The 24,776-nt window shown below is 42.1% G+C and carries 23 protein-coding genes; 15 read left to right on the forward strand and 8 right to left on the reverse strand.

The window, feature by feature from the left end; translation table 11 throughout:
* Positions 1–84 precede the first annotated feature (84 nt).
* Together nirB and M5F03_RS13590 are read right to left on the reverse strand one after the other, a co-directional pair.
* The gene (gene nirB, locus M5F03_RS13585) at positions 85–2,631 is read right to left on the reverse strand and encodes a nitrite reductase large subunit NirB (protein ID WP_249708609.1); all 2,547 of its coding nucleotides are present in this window, start codon (positions 2,629–2,631) and stop codon (positions 85–87) included.
* A gap of 66 nt (positions 2,632–2,697) precedes the next feature.
* Entirely contained in the window at positions 2,698–4,047 is a 1,350-nt protein-coding gene (locus tag M5F03_RS13590; protein WP_249708610.1) for an MFS transporter, read from the reverse strand.
* A gap of 445 nt (positions 4,048–4,492) precedes the next feature.
* Here M5F03_RS13590 and M5F03_RS13595 point away from each other — a divergent pair, with 445 nt between their 5' ends.
* The gene (locus M5F03_RS13595; RefSeq protein WP_078193761.1) at positions 4,493–5,080 is read left to right on the forward strand and encodes an ANTAR domain-containing response regulator; all 588 of its coding nucleotides are present in this window, start codon (positions 4,493–4,495) and stop codon (positions 5,078–5,080) included.
* Between the two features lie 3 nt (positions 5,081–5,083).
* Positions 5,084–6,079 carry an ABC transporter substrate-binding protein gene (locus tag M5F03_RS13600; protein WP_249708611.1) on the forward strand — a complete coding sequence of 332 codons (996 nt, stop codon included), beginning with the start codon at positions 5,084–5,086 and terminating at the stop codon, positions 6,077–6,079.
* A gap of 77 nt (positions 6,080–6,156) precedes the next feature.
* Here M5F03_RS13600 and catM read toward each other — a convergent pair whose 3' ends face one another.
* Positions 6,157–7,080: a cis,cis-muconate-binding transcription regulator CatM gene (gene catM / locus M5F03_RS13605; protein ID WP_249708612.1), complete on the reverse strand. Its 924-nt coding sequence runs from the start codon at positions 7,078–7,080 to the stop codon at positions 6,157–6,159.
* A 103-nt stretch (positions 7,081–7,183) separates the two neighbouring features.
* Here catM and M5F03_RS13610 point away from each other — a divergent pair, with 103 nt between their 5' ends.
* The 6 genes from M5F03_RS13610 to pcaD all read left to right on the forward strand — a co-directional run bounded on the left by M5F03_RS13610 (position 7,184) and on the right by pcaD (position 12,291).
* Complete coding sequence (locus M5F03_RS13610; protein ID WP_249708613.1) at positions 7,184–8,293, forward strand: muconate/chloromuconate family cycloisomerase; 1,110 nt, start codon at positions 7,184–7,186, stop codon at positions 8,291–8,293.
* A 20-nt stretch (positions 8,294–8,313) separates the two neighbouring features.
* Positions 8,314–8,604: a muconolactone Delta-isomerase gene (gene catC / locus M5F03_RS13615; protein WP_078190886.1), complete on the forward strand. Its 291-nt coding sequence runs from the start codon at positions 8,314–8,316 to the stop codon at positions 8,602–8,604.
* Positions 8,605–8,758: 154 nt separating this feature from the next.
* Positions 8,759–9,445, forward strand: a complete 687-nt coding sequence (locus M5F03_RS13620) for a 3-oxoacid CoA-transferase subunit A (protein WP_078193765.1) — start codon at positions 8,759–8,761, stop codon at positions 9,443–9,445.
* A gap of 19 nt (positions 9,446–9,464) precedes the next feature.
* Positions 9,465–10,115, forward strand: coding sequence for a 3-oxoacid CoA-transferase subunit B (locus tag M5F03_RS13625; RefSeq protein ID WP_078193766.1), 651 nt, complete (start codon positions 9,465–9,467; stop codon positions 10,113–10,115).
* A 124-nt stretch (positions 10,116–10,239) separates the two neighbouring features.
* Positions 10,240–11,445, forward strand: a complete 1,206-nt coding sequence (gene pcaF, locus M5F03_RS13630; protein WP_249708615.1) for a 3-oxoadipyl-CoA thiolase — start codon at positions 10,240–10,242, stop codon at positions 11,443–11,445.
* A gap of 66 nt (positions 11,446–11,511) precedes the next feature.
* A complete protein-coding gene (gene pcaD, locus M5F03_RS13635) occupies positions 11,512–12,291 on the forward strand; it encodes a 3-oxoadipate enol-lactonase (protein ID WP_249708616.1) in 780 nt (259 codons plus the stop codon).
* Positions 12,292–12,769: 478 nt separating this feature from the next.
* Here the strand turns inward: pcaD and M5F03_RS13640 are convergent, their stop codons facing one another.
* The 3 genes from M5F03_RS13640 to M5F03_RS13650 all read right to left on the reverse strand — a co-directional run bounded on the left by M5F03_RS13640 (position 12,770) and on the right by M5F03_RS13650 (position 16,916).
* The gene (locus M5F03_RS13640) at positions 12,770–14,008 is read right to left on the reverse strand and encodes a CaiB/BaiF CoA transferase family protein (protein ID WP_249708617.1); all 1,239 of its coding nucleotides are present in this window, start codon (positions 14,006–14,008) and stop codon (positions 12,770–12,772) included.
* Positions 14,009–14,058: 50 nt separating this feature from the next.
* Positions 14,059–15,486, reverse strand: coding sequence for an MFS transporter (locus tag M5F03_RS13645; protein ID WP_249708618.1), 1,428 nt, complete (start codon positions 15,484–15,486; stop codon positions 14,059–14,061).
* Positions 15,487–15,695: 209 nt separating this feature from the next.
* Positions 15,696–16,916 carry an acyl-CoA dehydrogenase gene (locus tag M5F03_RS13650; protein ID WP_180127594.1) on the reverse strand — a complete coding sequence of 407 codons (1,221 nt, stop codon included), beginning with the start codon at positions 16,914–16,916 and terminating at the stop codon, positions 15,696–15,698.
* A gap of 246 nt (positions 16,917–17,162) precedes the next feature.
* On the opposite strand from M5F03_RS13650, the gene M5F03_RS13655 reads away from it, so the two are divergent.
* From M5F03_RS13655 to M5F03_RS13685, 7 genes are all read left to right on the forward strand, one after another.
* Positions 17,163–18,098 carry a LysR substrate-binding domain-containing protein gene (locus M5F03_RS13655; protein WP_233945396.1) on the forward strand — a complete coding sequence of 312 codons (936 nt, stop codon included), beginning with the start codon at positions 17,163–17,165 and terminating at the stop codon, positions 18,096–18,098.
* A gap of 103 nt (positions 18,099–18,201) precedes the next feature.
* Positions 18,202–18,903, forward strand: a complete 702-nt coding sequence (locus M5F03_RS13660) for an SIR2 family NAD-dependent protein deacylase (protein ID WP_249708621.1) — start codon at positions 18,202–18,204, stop codon at positions 18,901–18,903.
* 187 nt (positions 18,904–19,090) lie between these two features.
* Positions 19,091–20,035: an ABC transporter permease gene (locus tag M5F03_RS13665; protein ID WP_249708623.1), complete on the forward strand. Its 945-nt coding sequence runs from the start codon at positions 19,091–19,093 to the stop codon at positions 20,033–20,035.
* Positions 20,035–20,916: an ABC transporter ATP-binding protein gene (locus tag M5F03_RS13670; RefSeq protein ID WP_180102075.1), complete on the forward strand. Its 882-nt coding sequence runs from the start codon at positions 20,035–20,037 to the stop codon at positions 20,914–20,916. Before M5F03_RS13665 ends, M5F03_RS13670 begins: the two co-directional genes overlap by 1 nt.
* A gap of 81 nt (positions 20,917–20,997) precedes the next feature.
* Entirely contained in the window at positions 20,998–22,014 is a 1,017-nt protein-coding gene (locus M5F03_RS13675; RefSeq protein ID WP_249708624.1) for an isopenicillin N synthase family dioxygenase, read from the forward strand.
* A complete protein-coding gene (locus M5F03_RS13680; RefSeq protein WP_249708626.1) occupies positions 22,011–22,892 on the forward strand; it encodes a hypothetical protein in 882 nt (293 codons plus the stop codon). Before M5F03_RS13675 ends, M5F03_RS13680 begins: the two co-directional genes overlap by 4 nt.
* A gap of 7 nt (positions 22,893–22,899) precedes the next feature.
* Positions 22,900–23,229: a DMT family transporter gene (locus M5F03_RS13685; RefSeq protein WP_121594129.1), complete on the forward strand. Its 330-nt coding sequence runs from the start codon at positions 22,900–22,902 to the stop codon at positions 23,227–23,229.
* 139 nt (positions 23,230–23,368) lie between these two features.
* Here the strand turns inward: M5F03_RS13685 and M5F03_RS13690 are convergent, their stop codons facing one another.
* Together M5F03_RS13690 and M5F03_RS13695 are read right to left on the reverse strand one after the other, a co-directional pair.
* Positions 23,369–24,169, reverse strand: coding sequence for a sulfite exporter TauE/SafE family protein (locus M5F03_RS13690; protein WP_249708628.1), 801 nt, complete (start codon positions 24,167–24,169; stop codon positions 23,369–23,371).
* A 44-nt stretch (positions 24,170–24,213) separates the two neighbouring features.
* A complete protein-coding gene (locus M5F03_RS13695; protein WP_180155729.1) occupies positions 24,214–24,708 on the reverse strand; it encodes a flavin reductase in 495 nt (164 codons plus the stop codon).
* Between the last annotated feature and the right edge of the window lie 68 nt (positions 24,709–24,776).

Here is a 24,776-nt window from a genome sequence, read left to right on the forward strand (position 1 = left end):
ATAAGGTCTAAGTAAAGGAATTTATACTTTGAAAAATAATGGAAAATTTTAATTTTAACTTTCGTAAGATCTCTATTGCTGTGATTAAGCTTCAACCACTGGAATGCGTGACGAATCGCGTTCAGCTTCTGTTTTGGGTCTGATTTGACCGCGAACGGATGCAAACTGAATATGCGGATCATTTTGCTGTTCTGCTTTTGCATTCACGAAAGTCACAAAGCGTTTACGTACTTCAGGATCTTCTACAGCAGTACGCCATTCATCTTGATATGTACCCACAACATGGCTCATACGGCGTTCAAGTTCACCCGCTACGCCAAGCGAATCATTTACAACGACATCTTTCAGGTAATCTAAACCGCCTTCCATGTTGTCGCGCCATACAGAAGTACGCTGCAAACGGTCTGCTGTTTGAATGTAGAACATAAAGAAACGGTCAATGTATTTGATCAATGTTTGCGTATCTAAGTCTGATGCCAAAAGCTCTGCGTGACGTGGCTTCATACCGCCATTGCCGCATACATAAAGGTTCCAGCCCTTTTCTGTCGCAATCACGCCCACATCTTTACTTTGCGCCTCAGCACATTCACGGGTACAGCCCGACACAGCCATTTTCAGTTTGTGCGGTGAGCGAAGGCCTTTGTAGCGGTTCTCTAAATAAATCGCCAAGCCGACTGAATCGTCCACGCCATAACGGCACCAAGTACTGCCGACACAAGATTTCACCGTACGCAGTGATTTGCCGTAGGCATGGCCAGACTCAAAACCAGCAGCAATCAATTTTTCCCAGATTTCAGGCAGTTGATGCACTTGTGCACCAAACATATCAACACGCTGACCGCCTGTAAGTTTGGTATATAGACCATATTCTTTGGCAATTTGACCCACGGCAATTAATCCGTCCGGAGTAACTTCACCGCCAGCCATACGAGGTACTACTGAATATGAACCGTCTTTTTGAATATTGCCGAGGTAGTAGTCATTACTGTCTTGCAAGCCCGCATGGCTTGGTTTAAGTACAAAGTCATTCCAGCATGACGCTAGGATATTGGCTGCCGTCGGTTTACAGATATCACAGCCTAAACCATGGCCATGCTGTTGAATCAGGTCATCAAAGGTTTTGATTTCGTTCACACGTACCAAGTGATAGAGCTCTTGGCGTGAATAAGCAAAGTGTTCACATAAATGGTTATTTACAGTTACACCTTGACGCTGAAGCTCCGATTTAAGTACTTGAGTGACTAATGGCGCACAGCCGCCGCAAGCTGTTGCAGCTTTAGTACATTTTTTCAATGCGCCTAAAGAAGTCGATCCGTCAGCAATGGCTGAACAAATATCTGCTTTAGAGACGTTGTTACATGAACAAATCGTTGCGCTGTCTGGCAGCAGATCGACACCGCTTCCGCCCGATTTACCTGCAGATTGTGCATAGCCAGGCATGATTAGGCTTTCTGGGCTTTCTGGAACTTCTAAGCCATTCAGCATCATTTGCAGCAGGTCATTGTATTCTTTAGCACAGCCCACCAATACTGCACCTAGCAGCTTAGTTTTCTCTGCATTCACGACAATTTTTTTATAAACCTGAGCTGCTTCATCTGCATAGAAATAGCTTAAAGAATTTGGTGTCATTGCATGCGCATCGCCTACAGATGCAACATCAACTCCCATCAGTTTCAGCTTGGTGCTCATATCTGCACCAGCGAAAAGCGTGCAGTTTTGTTCCATCACATGCTTTGCTGCAATACGTGCCATCTCATAGCCCGGCGCAACTAGGCCATAAATTTTATTTTGCCAAAGCGCACATTCACCAATGGCATAAATGTCAGGGTTTGAAGTTTGGCAATAATCGTTAATTACAATACCGCCACGCTCACCAATGGCTAAACCACTTTGGCGCGCTAATTCATCGCGTGGGCGGATACCTGCAGAGAATAAGATGATGTCGGTTTCCAGTTCAGAACCATCACCAAACTTCATTACATGCTTCGCATTTGCACCGTCTTCGATGCAAGATGTCGCTTTTTGCGTATGGACTTTAACACCTAGATTTTCAATTTTAGAGCGTAAAACTTTACCGCCTAGATCATCAATCTGAACTGCCATTAAGCGTGGTGCAAATTCAACAACATGGGTTTCTAAGTTTAAATCACGCAGCGCTTTTGCTGCTTCTAAACCCAATAAACCGCCGCCGATCACCACACCTGTTTTAGCATTGAAGCTTGCGGTACGGATGGCATCCAAGTCTTCAATGGTACGGTACACAAAGCAGTTTTCACGCTCATTGCCTGGAATTGGCGGTACAAAAGCGTATGAACCTGTAGCCAGTACTAATTTGTCATAAGAAAGAATATCACCGTGATTGGTCGTGACCGTTTTATTACGCTGATCAATTTCAACCGCTTTGGTGCTCAGGCGTAAATCTATACCGTATGCATCAGCAAAGTCGCTGCGGCACAGGGTTAAGTCTTTCGCTGACTTGCCGCTGAAGTATTCAGTTAAATGCACACGGTCATAAGCAAGACGCGGCTCTTCAGCTAAAATGGTTAATTCAACATCATCACCTGCGTGTTCCAGTACAGATTCGATAAACTTGTGGCCAACCATGCCATGCCCAATCATGATGATTTTCATATTCTTTCTCCGCAATATTTTCTTTGGCACAGCCTAAGCCTCTATACGCTTAGGCTGCTATTTGTATTAGTTTTGAACTTCAGCTAGATTTCTTTCATTCACAGCTTGTTCAAATAAGCGCTGTTCTTTTTCTTTATGCTCTACAGAGAAGCGGATCATCAGCACACAGCTTGCAGCAATCACCACCAAACCGCCAAGCACCATCAGCGTGGTTTGAATATCCAACATGCCTTTAAGCAAGAATCCTGCAGCTACCGCACCAACGTTACCGCCTGCGCCGATAATGCCTGCCACGCCGCCTAAAGCATCACGGTCAATGAATGGCACCAAGGCATAGGTTGCGCCGCACGCCATATGGGTGAAGAGCGCAAAGACTGTCATGGCAAGAATGGCGAAGATTGGCGTGCTCATTTGCGAGAACAGTATTAAAAACAGTCCTTCGAGCAGAATCATCGCAAACAGAACTTTGGTACGGCCATCCAAGCCTTTGGTAGTCGCGACTTTGTCTGAAACAATGCCGCCGAGCGCGCGGGCAAACAGTGCCAATAGACCGAAGATCCCTGCTGCCATACCCGCTTCTTTTAATCCAAATTGGAAGTTGTCGACGTAATACAGCGCAATAATGTTGTGAATAAAGATTTCTATACCAAAGCAAGCTGCATAAGCGCCAAATAAAATCCATACGCGATAGTTACGTGCAGCGTGCATGAGAATGGCTACACCGCCTTTTTTATCTGAACCGACTGCAACGCCTTGTTCACGCAGTTCTTTAAAGTTGCCTTGCGGGCAGTCTTGGGTAAATTTCCAATACAGCGCGCCTACGATCAACATCATCACACCAGGAACGATTAACGCTATGCGCCAGCCCATCGCTTGCTCTACACCAAACATAACGAGTGCGCCAAGCAATAAAGGCATGAGGGCTTGAGTTGCACCGCCGCCGGCATTACCCCAGCCTGCTGTTGCCGCATTGGCTGTCCCCACCACATTAGGCGCAAACATAATGCTAGTGTGGTATTGCGTGATGACAAAACTTGCGCCGATCGCACCGATCAACAAGCGGAAGAAAAGAAAAGATTCATAGCTATTCGCAGATGCAACACCAAAGACTGGGATGCTGCCGACAATTAATAATGCTGTGTAGGTCTTACGCGGGCCATATTTATCACATAAAGGGCCGACAATCAGGCGGACTAAAATCGTGATTGCAACCGCGGCAATATTAATATTGGCAATTTGATCTTTAGTCAGGTGAAATTCGCCTGCAATCACTGGCATCAACGGCGCACAGGCAAACCATGCAAAGAAGCAAACAAAGAATGCGAGCCAACTCATGTGGAAGGCCCGCATTGCTGCTGAAGAAAAATTAAATAGACTTATTTTTGTGGCTTTTTTGGCATTTAAATTTGAAGACATAACCTTCTCCTGACTGAACTGAACGCATGAATTACTCGGTTATGTCGCTAACACATAACAGAGTCGATCAGAACGGACGTCGTTGGCCGTCTAACAAATTTTTAGAGTCTTCATTGACTCAACAAGTATTAAGCACGAGCCATGCCAAGTTTTTATTTTCGACTTCAATTCATCTTTACATTGCGGCTTTGAACGCCGACTTGTCAGAAATTAAGCGAATTAAGGTAAATAGATAGTCAATGTGCCTATAGAGATGCAGCTAAATGTTCAAGCGTGGTTCAGCCCTGCACAAGATCAGTGCACGGAAATGGTTCAATTTGAAAATGCGAATATAACTTTGCTCAAACTTAGAAGCAGATTTATATTTTGTATTGCCTTTAGATTTGGCATTTAATTTGCTTAGCAAGCTCAATACGTATCTGTTTGGCTCTGTCTGAGTGTTTGCATGCCAAAACTAAAAATAGCCCTGATTGATGATGATCAAGAACGTGCTGAATTTATTCAAGCCTCATTAATTCAGCATGACTTTGATGTGGTCGCCAGTTTTATAATTGATCATTTAAATATGTCATATCTGCAAAATATTCAGGCAGATGTGATTTTATTGGATATGGATCACCCGCATCGCGATGTCATTGAAAGCTGTGTCAGTCAATTTGACTTACCGACTGTTCTGTTCACTAAAAATTCGAGTCGAGAAATTATCCGAAGCGCGATTGATGCAGGTGTCACGGCTTATATTGTCGATGGTATTGACCCTGCACGTTTGAATAGCATTTTAGAAATTTCAATTGAACAATATAAAAAGCATAAAAAACTGCTGAATGATTTGGCTGAAACCAAGTGCAAATTGGCCGATCGAAAAGATATTGAAAAAGCCAAAGTGCTTTTAATACAAATGCATGGATTAACCGAAGATCAAGCATTTAATTTGCTGAGAAAAAATGCCATGAGTCACCGTATGACAATGGGTGAAATGGCGCGTCGGCTGCTTGATGCGCAAGCGTTGTTACAGTCTCAATTTAAGGAATAAACCATGCAAAAGCTTGAAAAAACAGATATTCAATTGGGGTATATTCCTTTACTCGACTGTGTTGCTTTGCTCTGGGCAGAACATCAAGGATATTTTGCTGAACAAGGGTTAAATATCACACTGACTCAAGAACCGTCTTGGGCAAGTTTACGCGACCGTCTAGCTTTTGGTTTTTTAGATGCTGCCCATTGCTTATCGGCCATGCTGCCTGCGTCTGTGACGGGTAAAGACCATCTCGGCATTCCCTTACAAACCTCTCTTACACTCAGTACTAATTGTGCTTATATTAGTTTGAGTCAAAAGCTGTGCTATGAATTAAATATCAATGCTTTGGATCTTCCAAAAAATTCAGCAGAGAAAATCGTATCTGCGGTAAAACAGAATCAAACGATTCAGTTGGCGCATGTTTTTCAGCATTCGATTCATCATTATATTCTAAGAGAATGGCTGGCACTTGCAGACACAGAAATTGCTCAAACGCAAACGTTTTCAACTTTACCACCGCCTTATATGGTCGAAGCAATATCAACGCAACGAATTGATGTATTCTGTGTCGGAGAGCCGTGGAATACGCAAGCTGAAATACAAGGCTATAGTCGTATTATCGTCAATAGCCAAGATATTATTGATCATATTCCAGATAAAGTTTTAGCTTTTACCCATGATTGGGCAGAAAAACATCCCAATACCTTAAACGCAATCCATCTTGCCATCCAAAAAGCCCAAAACGATCTGCTTCAACAAACGCATTTTTCTGAAATATTTTCTTTGTTAAAGCAATATCACATCATCCGTTTTGATTGTTCTGAGCAGATTCACGTCGAGGCTTTTCATCGAATCAAAAGAATCATTCAAAATTTTGGCAAGAGCAAAGCGCCACAAACGTCAGATTTTGAATGGATGATTCAAAAAATGCAGCAATATGATCAATTGAATATTGAAGATGAAAAGGTTTTTGAAATAGCTCAGTCTTGTATTTATCAGGATGCTTTGGGCTGAAGTGATTGATATTCCATAAGACCCTATCATCTGAATAGTGGATCTTGAGTTACATCGACCATGAAACCTTGACTTAGTTATGCATCTGCATCGATGGCGCGCAGATCGATATTTTCTTCAACAAAGACTTCACGAATGCAATCCAGTATCTTTGGAATGTAATTACTATGATCCATATTGCGCACCGACAAAGAGATTGGACTATAGGCTTCCAAATCTAAGATTGGGATATACATCAAATTTTTCATGCCAATATCACTGGCACTTTCAGGGATCAGAGAAATGCCCTCTCCCGACGCCACCAAGCCCAAAGCCATATGAATTTCACGCACTTCGGTTAAATGTTTAGGTACAAGTCCTAATTCGGTAAAAATGGATTGGATGAGGGTGGAAAAATTCGGTTTAGGTGTCGTAGGGTAGGCAAAAATTGGTTCATTTAAAATTTGAGAAAGATAAATGCCTTTGTCTTTAAATTCAGCCAAATGATGATTTTTATGTATAGCTAAACGTAGCGCTTCTTTTCTTAATAAAATACGTTTAATAGACGGATCGGTTAATCGCAGTCGTCCAAAACCAATATCAATTCGACCGGTTTTTAAGGCTTCAATCTGATCGCGTGTACCACATTCTATGAGTTCAACATGAATATCTGGGTTACGTTGTCGAAATAAATAAATAATTTGTGGCAATAATGCGTATAAAAGCGAACTGACATAACCAATGCGGACAGTTTTATCGACGGCATTAATTCGCTGTGCCATGGTTGTGGCCTGGGCGGTATGCGTCAATATCTGTACAGCATGCTCATAAAAGAACATACCTGCTTCTGTGGTTTTCACGGGTCTAGAACCACGCTCAAACAAGGTAATCCCCAGTTCTTCTTCAAGTTTTTGAATTTGGCGGCTCAAAGGTGGCTGAGCAATACATAATTTTTCTGCTGCCTTGGTAATACTTTGCTCTTCAACCACGGTGACAAAGTAACGTAAGTGCCTTAATTCCATTTATATACCTTTTAAGTATCTAAAAATACCAAAATCGCTCTAGTTAAAGATATTACATTAAATTAGGGTATATAAATAGTTGGATAGATAAGAAATATGCAAGATGTATAAGTCGATTGAAACCCTGCTCGTGGAAATCCCAACAATCCGTCCGCACAAGATGGCTGTTGCAACCATGCAAACGCAAACCCTTGTTTTGATTAAAATCACTACCGAAGATGGTTATATCGGTTGGGGTGAAGCGACGACGATTGGTGGTCTAGGCTATGGTGAAGAAAGCCCTGAAAGCATTCGAATCAATATTGAAACTTATTTTAGTCCTTTACTGAAAACTCTCACTGGTTTGAATGTTGCTCAAACCATGCAAGCCATTAAACGTAATATTAACGGCAATCGCTTTGCTAAATGTGCCATTCAAACGGCGCTACTCGATATTTTGGCGCAGCGTTTAAATCTGCCTTTGAGTGAATTATTGGGCGGTCGTTTACGTGACAGCTTACCTGTTCTTTGGGTACTTGCATCTGGCAATACGGAGAAAGACATTGCCGAAGCACAAAAGATGATTGCGACAAAACGACACAATATTTTCAAACTTAAAATCGGTTCACGCCCCGTTGAAGCCGACGTTGAGCATGTTTTAGCCATAAAAAAAGCGTTAGGTTCAGACATTTCTATACGTGTAGATGTCAACCGTGCATGGTCTGAATTAGATGCCATTAAAGGCATTCAATTGTTACAAGATGGTGGTGTTGATCTGATTGAGCAGCCTTGTGCAATCGATAACATTGACGCGATGCGCCGTTTAACTCGTCGTTTTGATATTGCGATTATGGCAGATGAATCACTGATGGGGCCTCAAACGGCATATCAACTTGCGCGGCACAATTCTGCCTCTGTTTTTGCAGTCAAAGTTGCACAGTCTGGCGGTTTAATCGAAGGCTGTGAGGTTTCTAAAATCGCCAAACTTGCGGGTATCGATTTATATGGTGGAACCATGCTTGAAGGCCCTGTGGGCACTATTGCATCGGCACATGCATTTTCTACATTTGACAATTTAGCTTATGGCACAGAGCTTTTTGGTCCATTGCTGCTAACTGAAGAAATTTTAAAAACCCCACTTCAATATCAAGATTTCGAACTCAAGATTCCGACCACAGCGGGTTTAGGGATTGAAATTGATGAAAACAAAATTGATGACTTACGTCGCAAATAACATTTAGCTAGGAGTGAGAAATGCTTTTTCAAGTACGCATGGATGTCAATATTCCATTAGATATGCCAGTCGAAAAAGCCAATGAAATTAAAGCTGTAGAAAAGGCATATTCACAAGATCTACAACGTCAAGGTAAATGGCGCCATATCTGGCGCATTACTGGTCAATATTCAAATATCAGTATTTTTGATGTTGAAAGCAATGAAGAGTTACACAACATTTTACAAGGATTACCCCTTTACCCGTATATGAATATTGAAGTTATGGCTTTAAATCGTCATCCCTCTTCTGTTCGTAGTGATGATAGCTGATGCGTTTGGATTCCAATTGTGTAGCACATGATTGGAGTCCATTGATATGCATTTTTAAGTTTGTAAACATTTGAAATAAAAGATTATCTGCCTTACATGACTGAAGTCGTTAGTCAGGTAAATAGTTTTATCGTTCTTGATGAAGGATCGTAGCATGATTGATAAAAGTACCGCTTCCTTAACAGAAGCACTTTCTCAAATTAAGGATGGATCTACCATTATGATTGGCGGCTTCGGTACGGCTGGTCAGCCTGCTGAACTGATTGATGGACTGATTGAACTTGGCATCAAAGATCTCATCATCGTCAACAACAATGCAGGTAATGGTGACTATGGATTGGCTAAATTACTCAAAGCCGGTGCTGTTCGTAAGATGATTTGTTCTTTCCCTCGCCAATCCGACTCTTGGGTGTTCGATGAGCTATACCGTGCAGGAAAAATAGAACTTGAGCTTGTACCACAAGGTAATTTGGCTTGCCGTATTCAGGCTGCAGGTATGGGGTTGGGTCCAATTTATACACCAACAGGTTTTGGTACGTTGTTGGCAGAAGGCAAACCTACACTCAATTATGAAGGCAAAGATTTTGTTCTCGAAAATCCAATTAAGGCCGATTTTGCTTTAATCAAAGCACATCAGGGCGACCGCTGGGGCAACTTGGTTTACAACAAATCAGCGCGTAATTTTGGCCCCATTATGGCCATGGCGGCAGATGTGACGATTGCTCAAGTCTCAGAAGTGGTTGAACTTGGTGCATTGGACCCAGAGCACATTATTACCCCTGGCATTTTTGTACAACATGTTGTGGCTGTTCAACCTGCACAGCTTGAGCAATCTGCATAAATCACGTGAGGAAAGAACCATGAGCTATACCAAATTAACCCGTGATCAAATTGCAGAACGTGTTGCACAAGATATTCCAGATGGCGCTTATGTCAATTTAGGCATTGGCTTGCCCACTAAAATTTCAAATTATTTACCAACAGACAAAGATGTTTTTCTACATTCAGAAAATGGCCTTTTGGCTTTTGGTCCTCCTCCGGCTAAAGGCGAAGAAGACCCTGAATTAATTAATGCAGGAAAAGAGTTTGTCACTATGCAAACGGGCGGCTGCTTTTTTCACCATGGTGACTCTTTTGCCATGATGCGTGGCGGGCATTTAGATATTGCAGTATTAGGCGCTTTTCAGGTTGCCCAAAATGGTGATTTAGCAAATTGGCATACTGGTGCGCCAGATGCAATTCCTGCTGTAGGTGGTGCAATGGATTTGGCTGTTGGGGCGAAAAAAGTCTTTATTACTACAGACCATGTGACTAAAAAAGGTGAACCGAAAATTGTCGCTGAATTGTCATACCCTGCGACAGGCCTGCAATGTGTCGATCGTATTTACACAGATCTGTGCGTCATTGATGTGACGGTTGAAGGCATGAAAGTGATTGAAAAAGTTGAGGGCTTGAGCTTTGACGAATTACAGTCAATGACCGGTGCAAAGCTGATAGATACGACAGCATAAAGCAAAAAGTCCCTCCTTGATTAAAGGAGGGATTTTGGGAGGATTAATTTAAAAAATTAACTTCCTGTAAATCCCTCCCAACCTCCCGTTAAAAGGGAGGAGCTGAGTTTTTAGGATTTATAAAATGAAAAATGCCTATATTATTGATGCAATCCGTACCCCTTTCGGTCGCTATGCGGGCGGTTTAGCAGCAATGCGTACCGACGACCTAGGTGCCTTACCTATCAAGGCACTGATGCAGCGAAATCCAAGTATTGCTTGGGAGTCTGTTGATGACGTGATTTACGGCTGTGCGAACCAAGCCGGTGAAGATAACCGTAATGTTGCACGAATGTCGTCGCTACTCGCAGGTGTACCTTTTCAAGTTCCTGCTACAACTGTGAACCGACTTTGTGGTTCATCACTTGATGCAATTGCGATGGCAGCCCGTGCAATCAAGGCAAATGAAGCAGACTTAATTATTGCCGGCGGTGTTGAGAGTATGTCCCGTGCACCCTTTGTTATGGGTAAATCGGAAAGTGCTTATGGACGCAGCCAAAAGATTGAAGACACCACCATGGGCTGGCGTTTTATCAATCCAATACTCAAACAAATGTATGGCGTGGAAACCATGCCTCAAACCGCTGAAAATGTGGCAGAACAATTCAATATTAACCGTGCTGATCAAGATGCTTTTGCCTTAGAAAGTCAGCGCCGTACAGCTGCTGCACAAGCCAATGGTTTTTTTGAGAAAGAAATCACCCCTGTCGTCATTCCACAGCGTAAAGGCGACCCACTGATAGTCGATACAGATGAGCATCCACGCGCATCGACGACAGCAGAAGGCTTAGCAAAACTCAAACCTGTGGTGAAAGCAGATGGTACGGTAACTGCGGGCAATGCTTCAGGAATCAATGATGGTGCAGCTGCACTACTGATTGCTTCAGATGATGCTGTTAACAAATTTAAGTTAAAGCCACGGGCCAAAATTATTGCGGCAACGGTGGTGGGTGTTGAACCCAAAATCATGGGCTTTGGTCCTGCGCCGGCCATCAAAAAGCTATTAGCTCAAACAGGTCTAAGCCTTGAACAAATGGATGTAATCGAGCTGAATGAAGCTTTTGCGGCTCAAGCCTTAGCGGTTACCCGTGAACTAGGTTTGGAAGATGGCGCTAAACATGTCAATCCAAACGGTGGCGCTATTGCTTTGGGGCATCCTTTAGGTGCATCTGGAGCCCGTTTAGTTATGACTGCGTTAAATCAGCTTGAGGAAATTTCAGGTCAATATGCCCTCTGTTCGATGTGCATTGGTGTCGGTCAAGGCATCGCTTTGATTATTGAACGTGTTTAATCCTCAATAAAAGTCCTCCTTCTGATAGGGGGATTTAGGAGATTTATAAAATTAAGGATTCAAAATATGCCTACATTTATATCCAACGATGCAACGATTAATTACGCAACTTTTGGTGATACCAACAAACCTGCGATTGTCTTTTCTAATTCTTTAGGCACAAAGTTCAGCATGTGGCAGCCTCAGATAGAGTCGATGCAGCAGGATTATTTTGTCATTTGTTATGATACACGTGGTCATGGTGCATCTTCTGCCTCTCAAGGGCCTTATAGCCTTGATCAATTGGGTACAGATGTCATCCATTTATTGGATCATTTAAATATTCAACAGGCCACATTTTGTGGAATATCGATGGGTGGTTTAACAGGTCAATGGCTTGCAATACATCATCCTGAACGCTTTAACCATGTCATTATATGCAATACCGCTGCAAAAATTGGGCAAGAATCAGCTTGGAATGAACGTGCGCAGTTAGTCCGTCAACAAGGTCTGAAACCAATTGCAGAAACGGCAGCATCACGATGGTTTACAGAACCCTTTATCCAAAGTAACACTGCAACTGTACAATCTTTGAGTAACGACCTCGGAGCTGGCAGCCCAGAAGGTTATGCAAGTTGTTGTGAAGCTTTGGCTAAAGCGGATTTACGCAATGAAATCTCGTCTATTCACATCCCGGTATTGATTATTGCAGGTCAACAAGACCCCGTAACCACAGTTGCAGATGGTCAATTTATGCAAGAACACATTGCAAATAGCCAATTATTTGAAATTAATGCATCGCATATTTCAAACATTGAACAGCCGGATGCATTTAATCAGGCTTTGCAGAATTTTATACAGCAATAATAAGCAGCTGAACAAATTCAATGTAATGTGATTAAAATAGAGCCTTGCCATTGTGCAGGGCTTTATTTCGTTTGAAGACTTATACTCTCGCCAATGGAGGTGGTATCGAGATCTTTCTGTGCAATTAGTAGACTTGAAAAATAGGCATATAAATGCTTATTGCCTGCAGCATTGCGGAAATTGGTTTGTGGATTCCAGAATTTTAAAGTTATAGCTTAAAGAAAAAATATCAAGGCGCAAAAGTATGGACATCTCTTTCATACGAAAAAATAAAGACCGTATTGCAGGCCCAAACTTTAATGAATAATTATACTTTATCTAGAAAATTAACATTAAAAGCACTCCGTAAATGAATATTGATATTGAAAAAGACCGAAGTATTGGAGTCCTTCGGTCTAAACTTTTAACTCCACTCATTCCACATAGGCGTTTAAGCCCATATATTGAAGAATAGTTTGAAGAATAATCCCATGAAATTTTAAGCTGCAGGATGATTGAGTTGATCAATGATACCTTGTGCAGCCAATTCATTTAATTCAGCTTCAGTTTTAAATTGGGACAAAATTTCGATTGTGTGCTGCCCTAACTGCGGCGGTGCATGACGGTATTCTACAGGCGTATCAGATAATTTCATCGGTGATCCAATCACTTTAAAATCATGATTTAAAGCATGTGGAATATTCACCACCATTTGACGATGTTGAATTTGCGGTTCATTTAATGCGTCTTCTACAGAGTTGATTACACCCACTGGCACTTTTACCGCATGAATCGCATCAACCCAAACTTGAGCATCTTGTGTCAGAAAATAGGCACTCAATAATGGAATCAATTCTTCACGGTGCTTCACCCGATCTTGATTACGTAAATAGTTTGGTTGATCTAGCAGTTCTTTATAGCCAATCGCAATACACAAATCTTTAAATTGTTTGTCATTACCACAGGCAATAATAAATTCTTTATCTTTAGCTTTAAAGGTTTGATACGGTACAATATTCGGGTGATTATTTCCCATGCGCTTGGGTGCTTTGCCCGAAGTCAAATAGTTCATACCTTGATTGGCTAGCGCCGCCACCTGTACATCGAGTAATGACATATCGATATATTGACCGCGTCCTGTATGCTGCCGCGCCAACAATGCCGCCTGAATGGCAATCGTTGAGTACAGTCCGGTCTGAATATCGACCACAGCGACCCCCACCTTTTGTGCGCCACCACCGATTACATCATCAGATTCACCAGTAATACTCATCAGACCTGACATGCCTTGAATAATAAAGTCATAGCCTGGTTCTTCCGCACGTGGACCATCCTGACCAAAACCTGTAATTGAGCAATATACGATATTGGGATTTAGTGCACTGAGCGATGCATAATCCAAACCATATTTTGCAAGTGAACCTGCTTTGTAGTTTTCAATCACGACATCTGCAGTTTGGGCAATTTCACGGACTAGGGCTTGCCCTTCTTCACTGGCAATATCAATGGCTACAGAATATTTATTGCGGTTCGCACATTGGTAATAGCCTGATTCTTTCGTCGCTTGACCTTGCTGATTTGGCATCCAAGGTGGTCCCCACATACGGGTATCATCACCCACTTTTGGACGCTCAATTTTGATTACCTCTGCACCTAAATCAGCCAAAATTTGACCGCACCAAGGACCTGCCAAAACACGGCTTAAGTCCAATACGCGAATTCCTTTTAATGCACCCATAGTTCACTCCAGATGTGCCATAGTATTGAGCTATGGCACAGATTTTTTATTTATTTTAATGTCGCAGTTTTTGCAGATGCTTTTTGTTCTGCATCACCAACATGTGTATCTAAATTTGCCAGTTTTTCTTTTTCCGCATCTGAAGAAAGTGAGGCTTGCTGCGGGTCATATTGACGTTCACGAATGAACAAGCCCGGAATAACACCTGCAATAAAGTACGCAGCACCCATTACAATAAAGGCCATAGTGAATGATCCGCCAGCGGCAATCATACCAATGGTTGCTGGTGCTATGGCTGCGCCTAAACGTCCCATATTGTAAGCACCGCCAATAGCCGTACCGCGTACATCCGTCGAGAAGCTTTCTGCCATATAAGTTGCATTTACACCGTATGGAATACCGTATAAGAAACCGAAAGTTACGAGTAAATAGGCGATGTTGGTTGGTGTGTTATAGAAAATGATGATCGGTAAGAATGCTGCCGTAGCTACCGTACCAAACACAAAGGTAATACGACGTCCAAATTTGTCAGCGGCATAGCCTGCTAAAATTTTACCCAGAATCATGGCGGTATATGCACCTACCATATAGCCAGTCATGGCTTTAAAGTTCATGCTGAGTTCAGTTTCTAAATACGTTGGCATCCAGTTGTTGACACCGTAATAACCGAATTGTAGAAATGCAGCGGTCGACATCCAAAAGAAGAACATTTTACGATGATTGGTATGTCCAAAAATACGTTTATAAATGCTTTCAGAAGGTGCGTTTTGCTTGGCTGCAGCTTGCTGCTGTACAGGTTCAAGCTTTAATTCACGGCGTTTTATCTGCTCAATTTTTGCTTCCTGCCAAGATTTTGGCTCAGGAACAAAACGCATAAAGATCAGGGCAAATGCAGCAGGAATAATGGTGACATAAAATAGCATCCGCCAGCCGTGATCTGGAATAATTGCACCCGCCATCAGCGTTGCAACGATATAACCCACGGTTTGACCGGTTTGCAAAGTCCCAAGTACCGTTGTTCGATATTTGGTTGGTACATATTCTGCCATCAGCGTATTACACGCCATATAAAGTGAGCCCAGACCAAATGCGCCAATAAAACGTAAAATTAAAAATTGTTCATAGCTTTGGGTAAAGCCTAAAATACAGGTCATGATTGAGAAAAATACTACCGACCAAGCAATAGTTTTCACACGGCCAAATTTATCGCACGCCCATCCACCCGAAATACCACCCAGCGCCATCCCTGCTAAAGAAGAACTACCAAGCATTCCGGCTTGAAATGTACTTAAACCAAATTCAGCCTTTAAACTGGTCAGGCTGAATGACAGCAACATGATGTCTACACCATCAATCACCAAAGAAATAAAGGCAAAAATAAAAGCCATTTTCCAAGTGTTGCTTGTAATACGATGCATCGTGCCCACGTTAGAAGGCAATTTGAGCGTTCCTGCTCCGTTTTGCATTTCGTTATTCATTTCCTTGTTCCTCATTTTCCCAAATGAGTCATCGGCATTCCTATGTCTGCACATTTGCCTTTTTTATTCTTTTTATTTCATCACTGCTCAGGCTATTGCACAGAGTTACAAGAGTGTTTCACGATGAATCCTTTATTGATTAAGTTTATTTTTGCATAAAAAGTCTCTAAGGCACTCTATGCAGAGCACCTTATCGATATATAATTCAATTAGTTACTAAAAGCCGCGATGCCTGTTTGCGCACGACCTAAGATCAGTGCATGTACATCATGCGTTCCTTCATACGTGTTGACGACTTCGAGATTGACCAGATGGCGGGCAACACCAAACTCATCAGAAATGCCGTTACCACCCATCATGTCACGCGCAACACGGGCAATATCTAAAGCCTTGCCACAGTTGTTACGTTTAATTAATGATGTGCCTTCTACAGCAGCAATGCCTTCATCTTTCATACGTCCAAATCGAAGCGCAGCTTGTAAACCCAAGGCAATCTCAGTTTGCATATCTGCAAGTTTCTTTTGAATCAGCTGATTCGCTGCCAATGGTCGGCCAAACTGTTTACGGTCCATAGTATATTGGTGCGCTGTATGCCAGCAGAATTCTGCGGCGCCCATTGCGCCCCAAGCGATACCATAACGAGCACTATTTAGACAGGTAAATGGACCTTTTAAACCACGTACTTCTGGAAAAGCATTCTCTTCAGGGACAAAGACATTGTCCATCACAATTTCACCGGTAATCGATGCACGTAAGCCAACTTTACCGTGAATTGCAGGAGCAGATAGACCTTCCCAGCCTTTTTCTAAAATAAAACCACGAATGTCACCAACATTACCTTCAGGCGATACTTCTTTCGCCCAAACAACAAACACGTCGGCAATTGGGCTGTTGGTAATCCACATTTTTGCACCCGTGAGACGATAGCCACCTTCGACTTTTTTTGCACGAGTAATCATGCTACCTGGGTCAGAGCCATGATCTGGTTCAGTTAAACCAAAACAGCCAATGTATTCGCCTGTTGCCAGCTTTGGTAGGTATTTCTGTTTTTGAGCTTCAGAGCCAAATTCATTAATGGGCACCATCACCAAAGAACTTTGAACGCTGGCCATTGAACGGTAGCCAGAATCAACATATTCAATTTCACGTGCAACGAGACCATAACTAACATAGTTTAGACCTGCGCCGCCGTATTGCTCTGGAATCGTTGGGCCAAGTAAGCCAAGTTCGCCCATTTCTCGGAAAATAGATGCATCGGTTTTTTCATGGCGGAATTGTTCGAGTACACGTGGCTGTAAACGCTCTTGACAGTATGCATGCGCAGTATCGCGAATCATGCGTTCTTCTTCAGTTAATTGCTGTTCCAAAAGAAACGGATCTTGCCAGTTAAATTGTACTTTTGGTTTTTTTACATTGACCATTTGATTCATCGCATCCTCTGCTTTTTCGGGCTTTCTTTGTTTTATTCGATGCTATGTGTGAAAAGTGATTCATTCAAACGATTAATTTGCATGTAGATATGCGCCTTTCGCATACCTGAGCTTTGTTCACGGCGTATTAAGCACTTTAGCCACTGATTTAAGCGATGGATTGCTTTATTTATAGACTATAGTGGTATATGAAAATCATTCTTATATGCCATTTTGTGATACCTCTCGATAAAAAGGACTTTATCTATGCGGCGTAATATTCCATCATTGCAAAGCTTAATTTGCTTTGAATCTGCTGCAAAACACGCAAGTTATACGCATGCTTCTCAAGAGTTATTTATTACGCAAAGTGCTGTGTCACGCCAAATTCAACAGCTAGAAGAATATCTAGGTGTCACGCTATTTAGCCGAACGCGTCACGGTGTAGATCTCACAGAAGCAGGCAAACAATATGCAAAAAGTATTAAACCCTTTTTGCAAGGCATCGAAAAAAGCACCTCTGATATCATGACGCACAAAGGCTTAGGCGGTACTTTAAAGCTGGGCGTTGTGCCAACGTTTGCCACACGTTGGCTGTTGCCAAAATTAAATAATTTAAATGCACAGCATCCTGAAATTACCGTGCATTTGGAAACCAGTACCAAACCTTTTTTGTTTAATGAAAATGTCTTTGACGCAGCTATTTTTGCAGGAACGCAACAGCAAATTGAGCATTGGCCTGGCATTCAAGCGCATTATTTAATGGATGAAGAAGTGGTTCCCGTTTGTTCTCCCAAATTGATTGAAAACAATTTTCCCCATGCGGAAATGACGGATGATCATAGTTTTAATTTAAGTGATGAAGAATTGCTTCGATTACCCTTATTACAGCAAACAACCCGTCCAAGTATTTGGCAAGAATGGTTTCAAGCCCATCAAATTCAGCATCCCAAGCCTTTCGATGGGCAGAGGCATGAACTATTTTCTATGCTTTCTGTGGCAGCCAGTCATGGCATGGGTATGGCACTGATTCCACAAATGCTGATTGAAGCAGAACTGAGAAAAAAAGAATTGGTGATTGCATCAAATAAAAAACTGCACGGTAGCAGAAAGTATTATTTGGTCCACTCGAGTCAAGACAGTTCACCGCAAATACAAAAATTTGTCGATTGGGTGCTACAAGAATTGCATCAGCTGAGTTGAAGTAGTCGCTATATTTTGAGTACATTAAATTCGCTGCATTATTCGTTCAATACATGTAACCGTACCTAATGGACGCATCAATTAAAATATAAGGCTATAATCTATGCAAAAAATTGTGGTGTTTTCAGGTGCTGGTATGAGCGCAGAAAGCGGCATCAATACCTTCCGTGACAGTGATGGTCTTTGGGAGCAGCATCGTATTGAAGATGTGGCCACACCTGAAGCTTGGGCACGTGACCCTGCTTTAGTACAGCGTTTTTATAATGAACGCCGTAAACATATTTTAGCCGCAGAGCCAAATGCAGCGCATAAATTGATTGCAGAGCTCGATGATTTTTTTGATGTTCAAGTTATTACACAAAATATTGATGACTTACACGAACGTGCAGGCAGTCAAAATGTGCTGCATTTGCATGGTAATATTCGCTACGCTAAAAGCTCTGGCCCTCAGGCTCCACACCCAGAAGAACTATTTAAAGTAGAAGGTTCAGATTTAAATTTAGATACAGACAAATGCCCAGCTGGTTATCCACTCAGGCCCCATGTGGTGTGGTTTGGCGAAGCAGTTCCAGCTTATGACGATGCCAGCATAAGCGTACAAAGCGCGGATATTTTTATTGCGATTGGTACGAGTTTAGCGGTCTACCCTGTGGCTGGATTGATTCACCAAATTCGACCGAGCTGCCGTGCATTTTATATTGACCCGAAAGCAGATTATCAGCGTGTACCTGAGCAATATGAACTGATTAAAGCAGGTGCCAGCGAAGGCATGAAAAAGCTATTTGAGCAATTAGTTGCGCCATAAAAGTACATTTTGGCATTGTTCTAGATCCAAAAAATCATTTTGCCTGCTACCTTGGCAGGCTTTTTCAGAAATTTAGTCCATTCAACTTTATCAATTGCAGTTAAATCACGGCATACAGGCCTTTGGCATTCTAATTGCTTTACAGTATTACGTTTTATTAAAAAAGTAATATTGGGGCTTGGTCAGTATGGGTTATGTCGCAAGAGAGCTCAGTCCAAAAAGTAAGCTATTGCTCGGCTTCGGATCATTTTTAATTCCTGTGCTCATTTGGTGTGCAGTGAGTTATTTGCCATTTTTATGGCACCCGCAGGTGCAAATTACGCAGTCAGGCAGTGTGTCGTATTTTCAGGTCGATAGCCGAGTCGACAAAGCGGTGTTTTATGACGAAGCGCAATCTGCGGTCAATGCTGGTTTAGCACCACCTCAAGGTAAACTGGTCAATCCAATCTATTTACCTGCACCGCACGAAGTAGCAAAAGCATTAGTTACGGCTTTTATAACTCCACCTGCCCAACCTGATGCCCCATGGTTTCATCAAAGCTTATGGCACAGTATTAAAATTGTGTTCAGCGCTTTTTTTATTGCCTCTCTCATCGGTATTCCGCTGGGTATTCTTTGCGGTTTTTCTCAAAAAATATCTCAACTGACCGAACCCTTTGTTGAGTTTTTCCGCTACTTGCCCGCTCCTGCTTTTGGTGCCTTAGCCGTTGCGATTTTAGGCATTAATGATGCACCTAAAATCGCCATTATTGTGATTGGTACGCTATTTCAGCAAATTCTAATTATTGCGAATACCACACGGATGGTAGACCGTGGCCTGATCGAAGCAGGTTTTACGCTGGGCACCAATAAATTGAAAAGCTTATTTCATGTGGTGATTCCAGCTGCACTACCAGATATTTACCGCGACTTACGTGTATTGCTGGGCTGGGCTTGGACTTATCTGATCGTATCTGAACTGATTGGCACAACCTCTGGGATTACGTGGTTTATTACCCAACAAGCGCGTTACCAAAACTTTGACAATGTTTATGCCGCGATCCTCATCATTGGGGTGATTGGTTTGGTATGCGATGTGGTGCTAATGAAACTCGGTCAACGTCTATTTAAATGGAAAGCAGGAGCAAAATAATGAACAGCACAGAATTTAATGCCAGCACTTATTTCGATGCAATTTATGTACGCCCTGTCATTTTAGAAGCAAAAAAACTTACACAAAGTTTTAAACACGGCAAGACTGAGCGTACTATTTTAAATCAGTTGGATTTAAAGATTCATAAACGTGAATTTATCTGCGTGATTGGCCCATCGGGTTGCGGTAAATCGACCTTTAGCCGAATTGTGGCTGGACTTGACCCTTACAGTAGCGGTGAATTGCTGGTCGATGGCCAAGTCATTGAAGGCCCAAGCCCTGAGCGTGGCATGGTTTTTCAAGGCTACACGCTTTTTCCATGGAAAACGGTCAAAGAAAATGTGATGTTTGGCCCTTTAATGAAAGGTGCCAGCAATGCCTCGGCTGAATCCAGCGCCCGCGAATGGATTGATATTATTGGTCTAGAAAAATACCAAGATCAGTACCCGCATCAGCTGTCTGGCGGAATGAAACAGCGCGTTGCGATTGCCCGCGCATTGGTTAATGAACCCAAAATATTATTGATGGATGAACCGTTTGGCGCACTTGACCCGCATACCCGTCAAAAAATGCAAAAACATTTAATGGACCTTTGGCAAAACATTGATATCACGATTATTTTTGTGACCCACGATATGGATGAAGCGATTCTATTGGCGGATCGTATTGTGGCGCTCAAAGCCAATCCTGGTGAAATTAAAGAAATAATCGAGGTCGATTTACCACGTCCTCGTAATCCTGAACTCATGCTGAGTCCTGAATTTAAACAACTGCGCGAACGGGTAGATTTCTTGGTACATGCACAGGAAGACGAGCTCGACCCAGCGATGGAAAACCTACCGAAAATTCCGCGTATGACCCAAGTCAGTACGCAAAAATAACTGGATTAATCCCTCTTCATCTTTAGGACGGCCTAAATGATGTACTACAGCGTTGGACGGCCAACATTATAGGAATTGAAGATGAATGAATCTTATGTTTTGCCGTTTGTTGATATTTCAAAAATGCAAAGCACGGAATTGTCAGAACGCTTAGAAGTAGCCTCTGCGTTGGATCAAGCCTGTAAAGATGTTGGTTTTCTATATTTAAAAGGTGATCAGTTCAATTTTGATTTTGCGACATCACTGATTCAGGTGGCAAAGCGTTATTTTCAACAAGATACCGCCAGTAAAATGCAACACTATATTGGACTGTCGAAAAATCATAGTGGCTATGTGCCAATTGGTGAAGAACAATTTGCAGGCAACAGCTACGACTTAAAAGAAGCCTATGACATTAATTATGATTACAACGGCGAAACGACGGCATTTCCCTTGCTGGGCCCTACGTTATGGCCAGATGATGCCACATTTAAAAGTACGGTCAGTGATTATTACCACCATTTACGCAGTATCAGCGAAGAAATTTTTCAGGCCTTTGCTTTAGCATTGAATGTAGATGAGCATTTTTTTGATTGCAAAATTACCCATCCGACCAGCCAGCTGCGTCTAATCCATTATCCGTATAACCCTGAAGTGAAAGATGCCGAAGGTATTGGCGCGCATACAGATTATGAGTGCTTTACACTGCTCTTACCGACTGCACCAGGTTTACAGGTACTCAATAAACAAGGTGAATGGATGGATATTCCATTGATTGAAAATACCTTGGTGATGAATATTGGCGACATGATGGAAATTTTGTCGAATGGCAAATATTTGGCCACCAAACACCGTGTTAAAAAAGTCTCTGAAGAACGCTACTCTTTCCCTCTGTTCTGCGCCTGCAATTACGACACGATCATTGAGCCAGTACATTCAACTGAAGCGCCTAAATATCAGACCTTAATTGGGGGTGAACACTTATTTAATCAAACCGCGCAAACCTTTAGTTATCTCAAAAAACGTATCGCTTCAGGAGAGCTAAGTCTTAGAAATGCTGTGCCTTTGTCATCATTTGGTATGGATGAAAATACAGAAGTACAAGGAGCAAGCGCATGATTCTATTTCAGGCTTTAGCACAGCTTCCAGCAAGCCAAGATGTTTCAGGCCCTATTCCAGACTATTTGTATGGTGCTTTTCGCCGTAAAACCATTAGTTTTTCGAATGGATTAACGGATGAAAAAACCATTGTGTATTGGTTTCAGTCACGTAGTTTTACCATCGATCTACGTTTAAAAAGCCAAGAAAATACGCCAGTGAATGAGCGTCAAGGCTGGATTGGAAATACTCTTTGGGATGCCGATCAGCAATTATTGTCTTGGGATGTTAAAGCACACTCAAATTATCAAAATCATGTGCAATGGCCAGAGCCTGCCAAGTTGCATGCGATTGGCAACTGTATTTTAGAATTCTCTCCAAGCAATGCGTATGTCGAAGACTGGCGTCAACAAGTGCATGAAGGGCTATTTTTAGGCCTACGGTTGAAGTCAGCCTTCGATGTAGAAAGTCATGAACCATTGCAGATGGATGGAGGTTTAATTATTTGTGATAAGCATGTGGCCTTTGCACTGAGTCGTTTACCTGCAGATCAGCAAACAGTTGCCAGCGTCAATATACCATCTGCACCTACTATGTATGAAACGGTGATTGAAAGCTTTGAAGTATCCATCGCTATTGATGGTCTGCATAAGCACCTTACAACGACTTCCTCTCAGCAAGATCAAGCACTTAACTTTGATCATTTTGAAGTTATTGATGAAACAAATTTGATGCAAAACGTAATTATTAACGGTCAAGCAATACAGCTGATGTTCGAGGTGGATATTTATGTTCCACATTTTGCATTTCAACATCACACTGATACCACGACAGAAAGTGCAGCTTGGTTGCAAAATGAAAAACAGCATCTATTACATCATGCAGTAGAATGCCTATAGGAAATCAATGTCGTTTATATATTTGCTCATCGCAATCATTGCTGAAGTGATTGCTACATCCGCCTTAAAAGCCAGTAATGGCTTTACTGAACTTGTGCCGATTATTTTTACCGTATTGGGCTATGCCATTGCGCTCTTCTTTTTAGGTTTGACCTTTAAATCGATTCCTATGGGATTGGCCTACGCCATGTGGTCCGCTGCAGGCATTGTGCTTATTTCATGCGTGGGCTGGGTTGTGTTTAAACAAAATTTAGACCTACCTGCCATAATTGGTTTGGCCTTTATTTTATTGGGTATTGTGATTATTAATGTTTTTTCTAAAAGCACAGAGCTTTGAAATGTCAGTTTTAAATGAAGTTTTTAAATAATGTCTCTGAAATTTTAAAGACTTAAATTGCTTTAGATAAAAATGCTCTAGCTTGCTGTTGCACACTAGAGCATACGTTTCGAATGAATTAACTGTGATCAGTCGGCTTCTATAAAATGCCTTTCACTAGAAAAAAGCATCCAACAATACACAACAGCACAGCAAAACATTTTTTCAGTACTGCTGGTGAAAGCGCATGCGCAGTTTTCGCGCCATATTTAGCCGTAAAGAAACTCATCACACTAATGCCCAAAAAGGCATAAATATGAATAAAGCCAATGGTATTTGGAATTTCAACTTGCTGTTGCATACCAAAAAACATAAAGCCTAATGCACCAGCAATGGCGATAGGTAAACCGCAAGCGGCAGACGTCCCGACCGCTTTTTGCATCACCACGCCATTTGCCGTTAAATACGGCACAGTAATACTGCCGCCGCCAATCCCGAAGATTGCAGATGCAACGCCGATACCCGAACCTGCCGCAATTTGTTTAGCTGTAGATGGCAGTGTTTTGTTGGGATGGACTGGCTTTTTTGCTCCCATAAACATGGTATAAGCCACCCAAAGTAAAAACACGCCGACAATCATTTGCAGATGTAAACCTGACAGCCAGCCTGCAATCCCTGCGCCTGCAAAACAGCCAATCGCCATAGACGGAGCTAAATTTTTAAATACAGGCCAAATCACAGCACCATTTTTATTGTGCGCCATCAAGGAGCTGATCGATGTCACAACAATCGTAGCCAAAGATGTGCCGAGCGCCAAATGCATAATCACATCGTGACTATAGCCCATTTGGCTAAAAACAATATAGAGCAAAGGCACAATGATAGTACCGCCGCCAACGCCAAACAGCCCCGCAGCAAAACCTGCAAATGCGCCAATAATTAAGAAAGTAATGAGTTCCACGAAATAGATACTTTTAAAGAGATGTATTGAAGAAGTTGACTGGTTTAAGCCAACTCCACTTGACCCACAGCATGATAAGCACGGTTGAAATACACTAAACTTTCTTCCTGCTGACTTTGCTTGATTGCAACCACACGGCACATAAACACACTGTGCGTACCCACTTCTTGAATCTGTTCAATCTGACAGTCAAAACTGACCAAAGCATCTTTTAATATTGGTGAACCTGTTTCTAATGCAGTCCAAGAGCCCAATTTAAACCGCTCTTCAGAGTTTAATTTGCTTGAAGCAAAAGCATTGGAAATTTGTTCATGCTGTGCGCCCAAAACATTGACAGACAGAACTTTATTTTCAAGAAAATGCGCATGAGAACGAGATGATTGATTCATACAAACCAGCAAAGTTGGCGGTGTATCTGTCACACTGCATACTGCTGATGCTGTAAATCCATGCATGCCTGCTTCACCCTCAGTCGTAATCACGTTGACTGCAGTCGTCAATAAAGACATTGCATTTCTAAAATCAGTTGCTTCAATCATCTCTTCAATCTCAATGGTCTATATGGCTTTTCTCTTTCTCAGGTTTGGGCAATAGCAAATTTAATTTC

This window comes from Acinetobacter amyesii (assembly GCF_023499985.1).
Classification (GTDB): Bacteria; Pseudomonadota; Gammaproteobacteria; order Pseudomonadales; family Moraxellaceae; genus Acinetobacter; species Acinetobacter amyesii.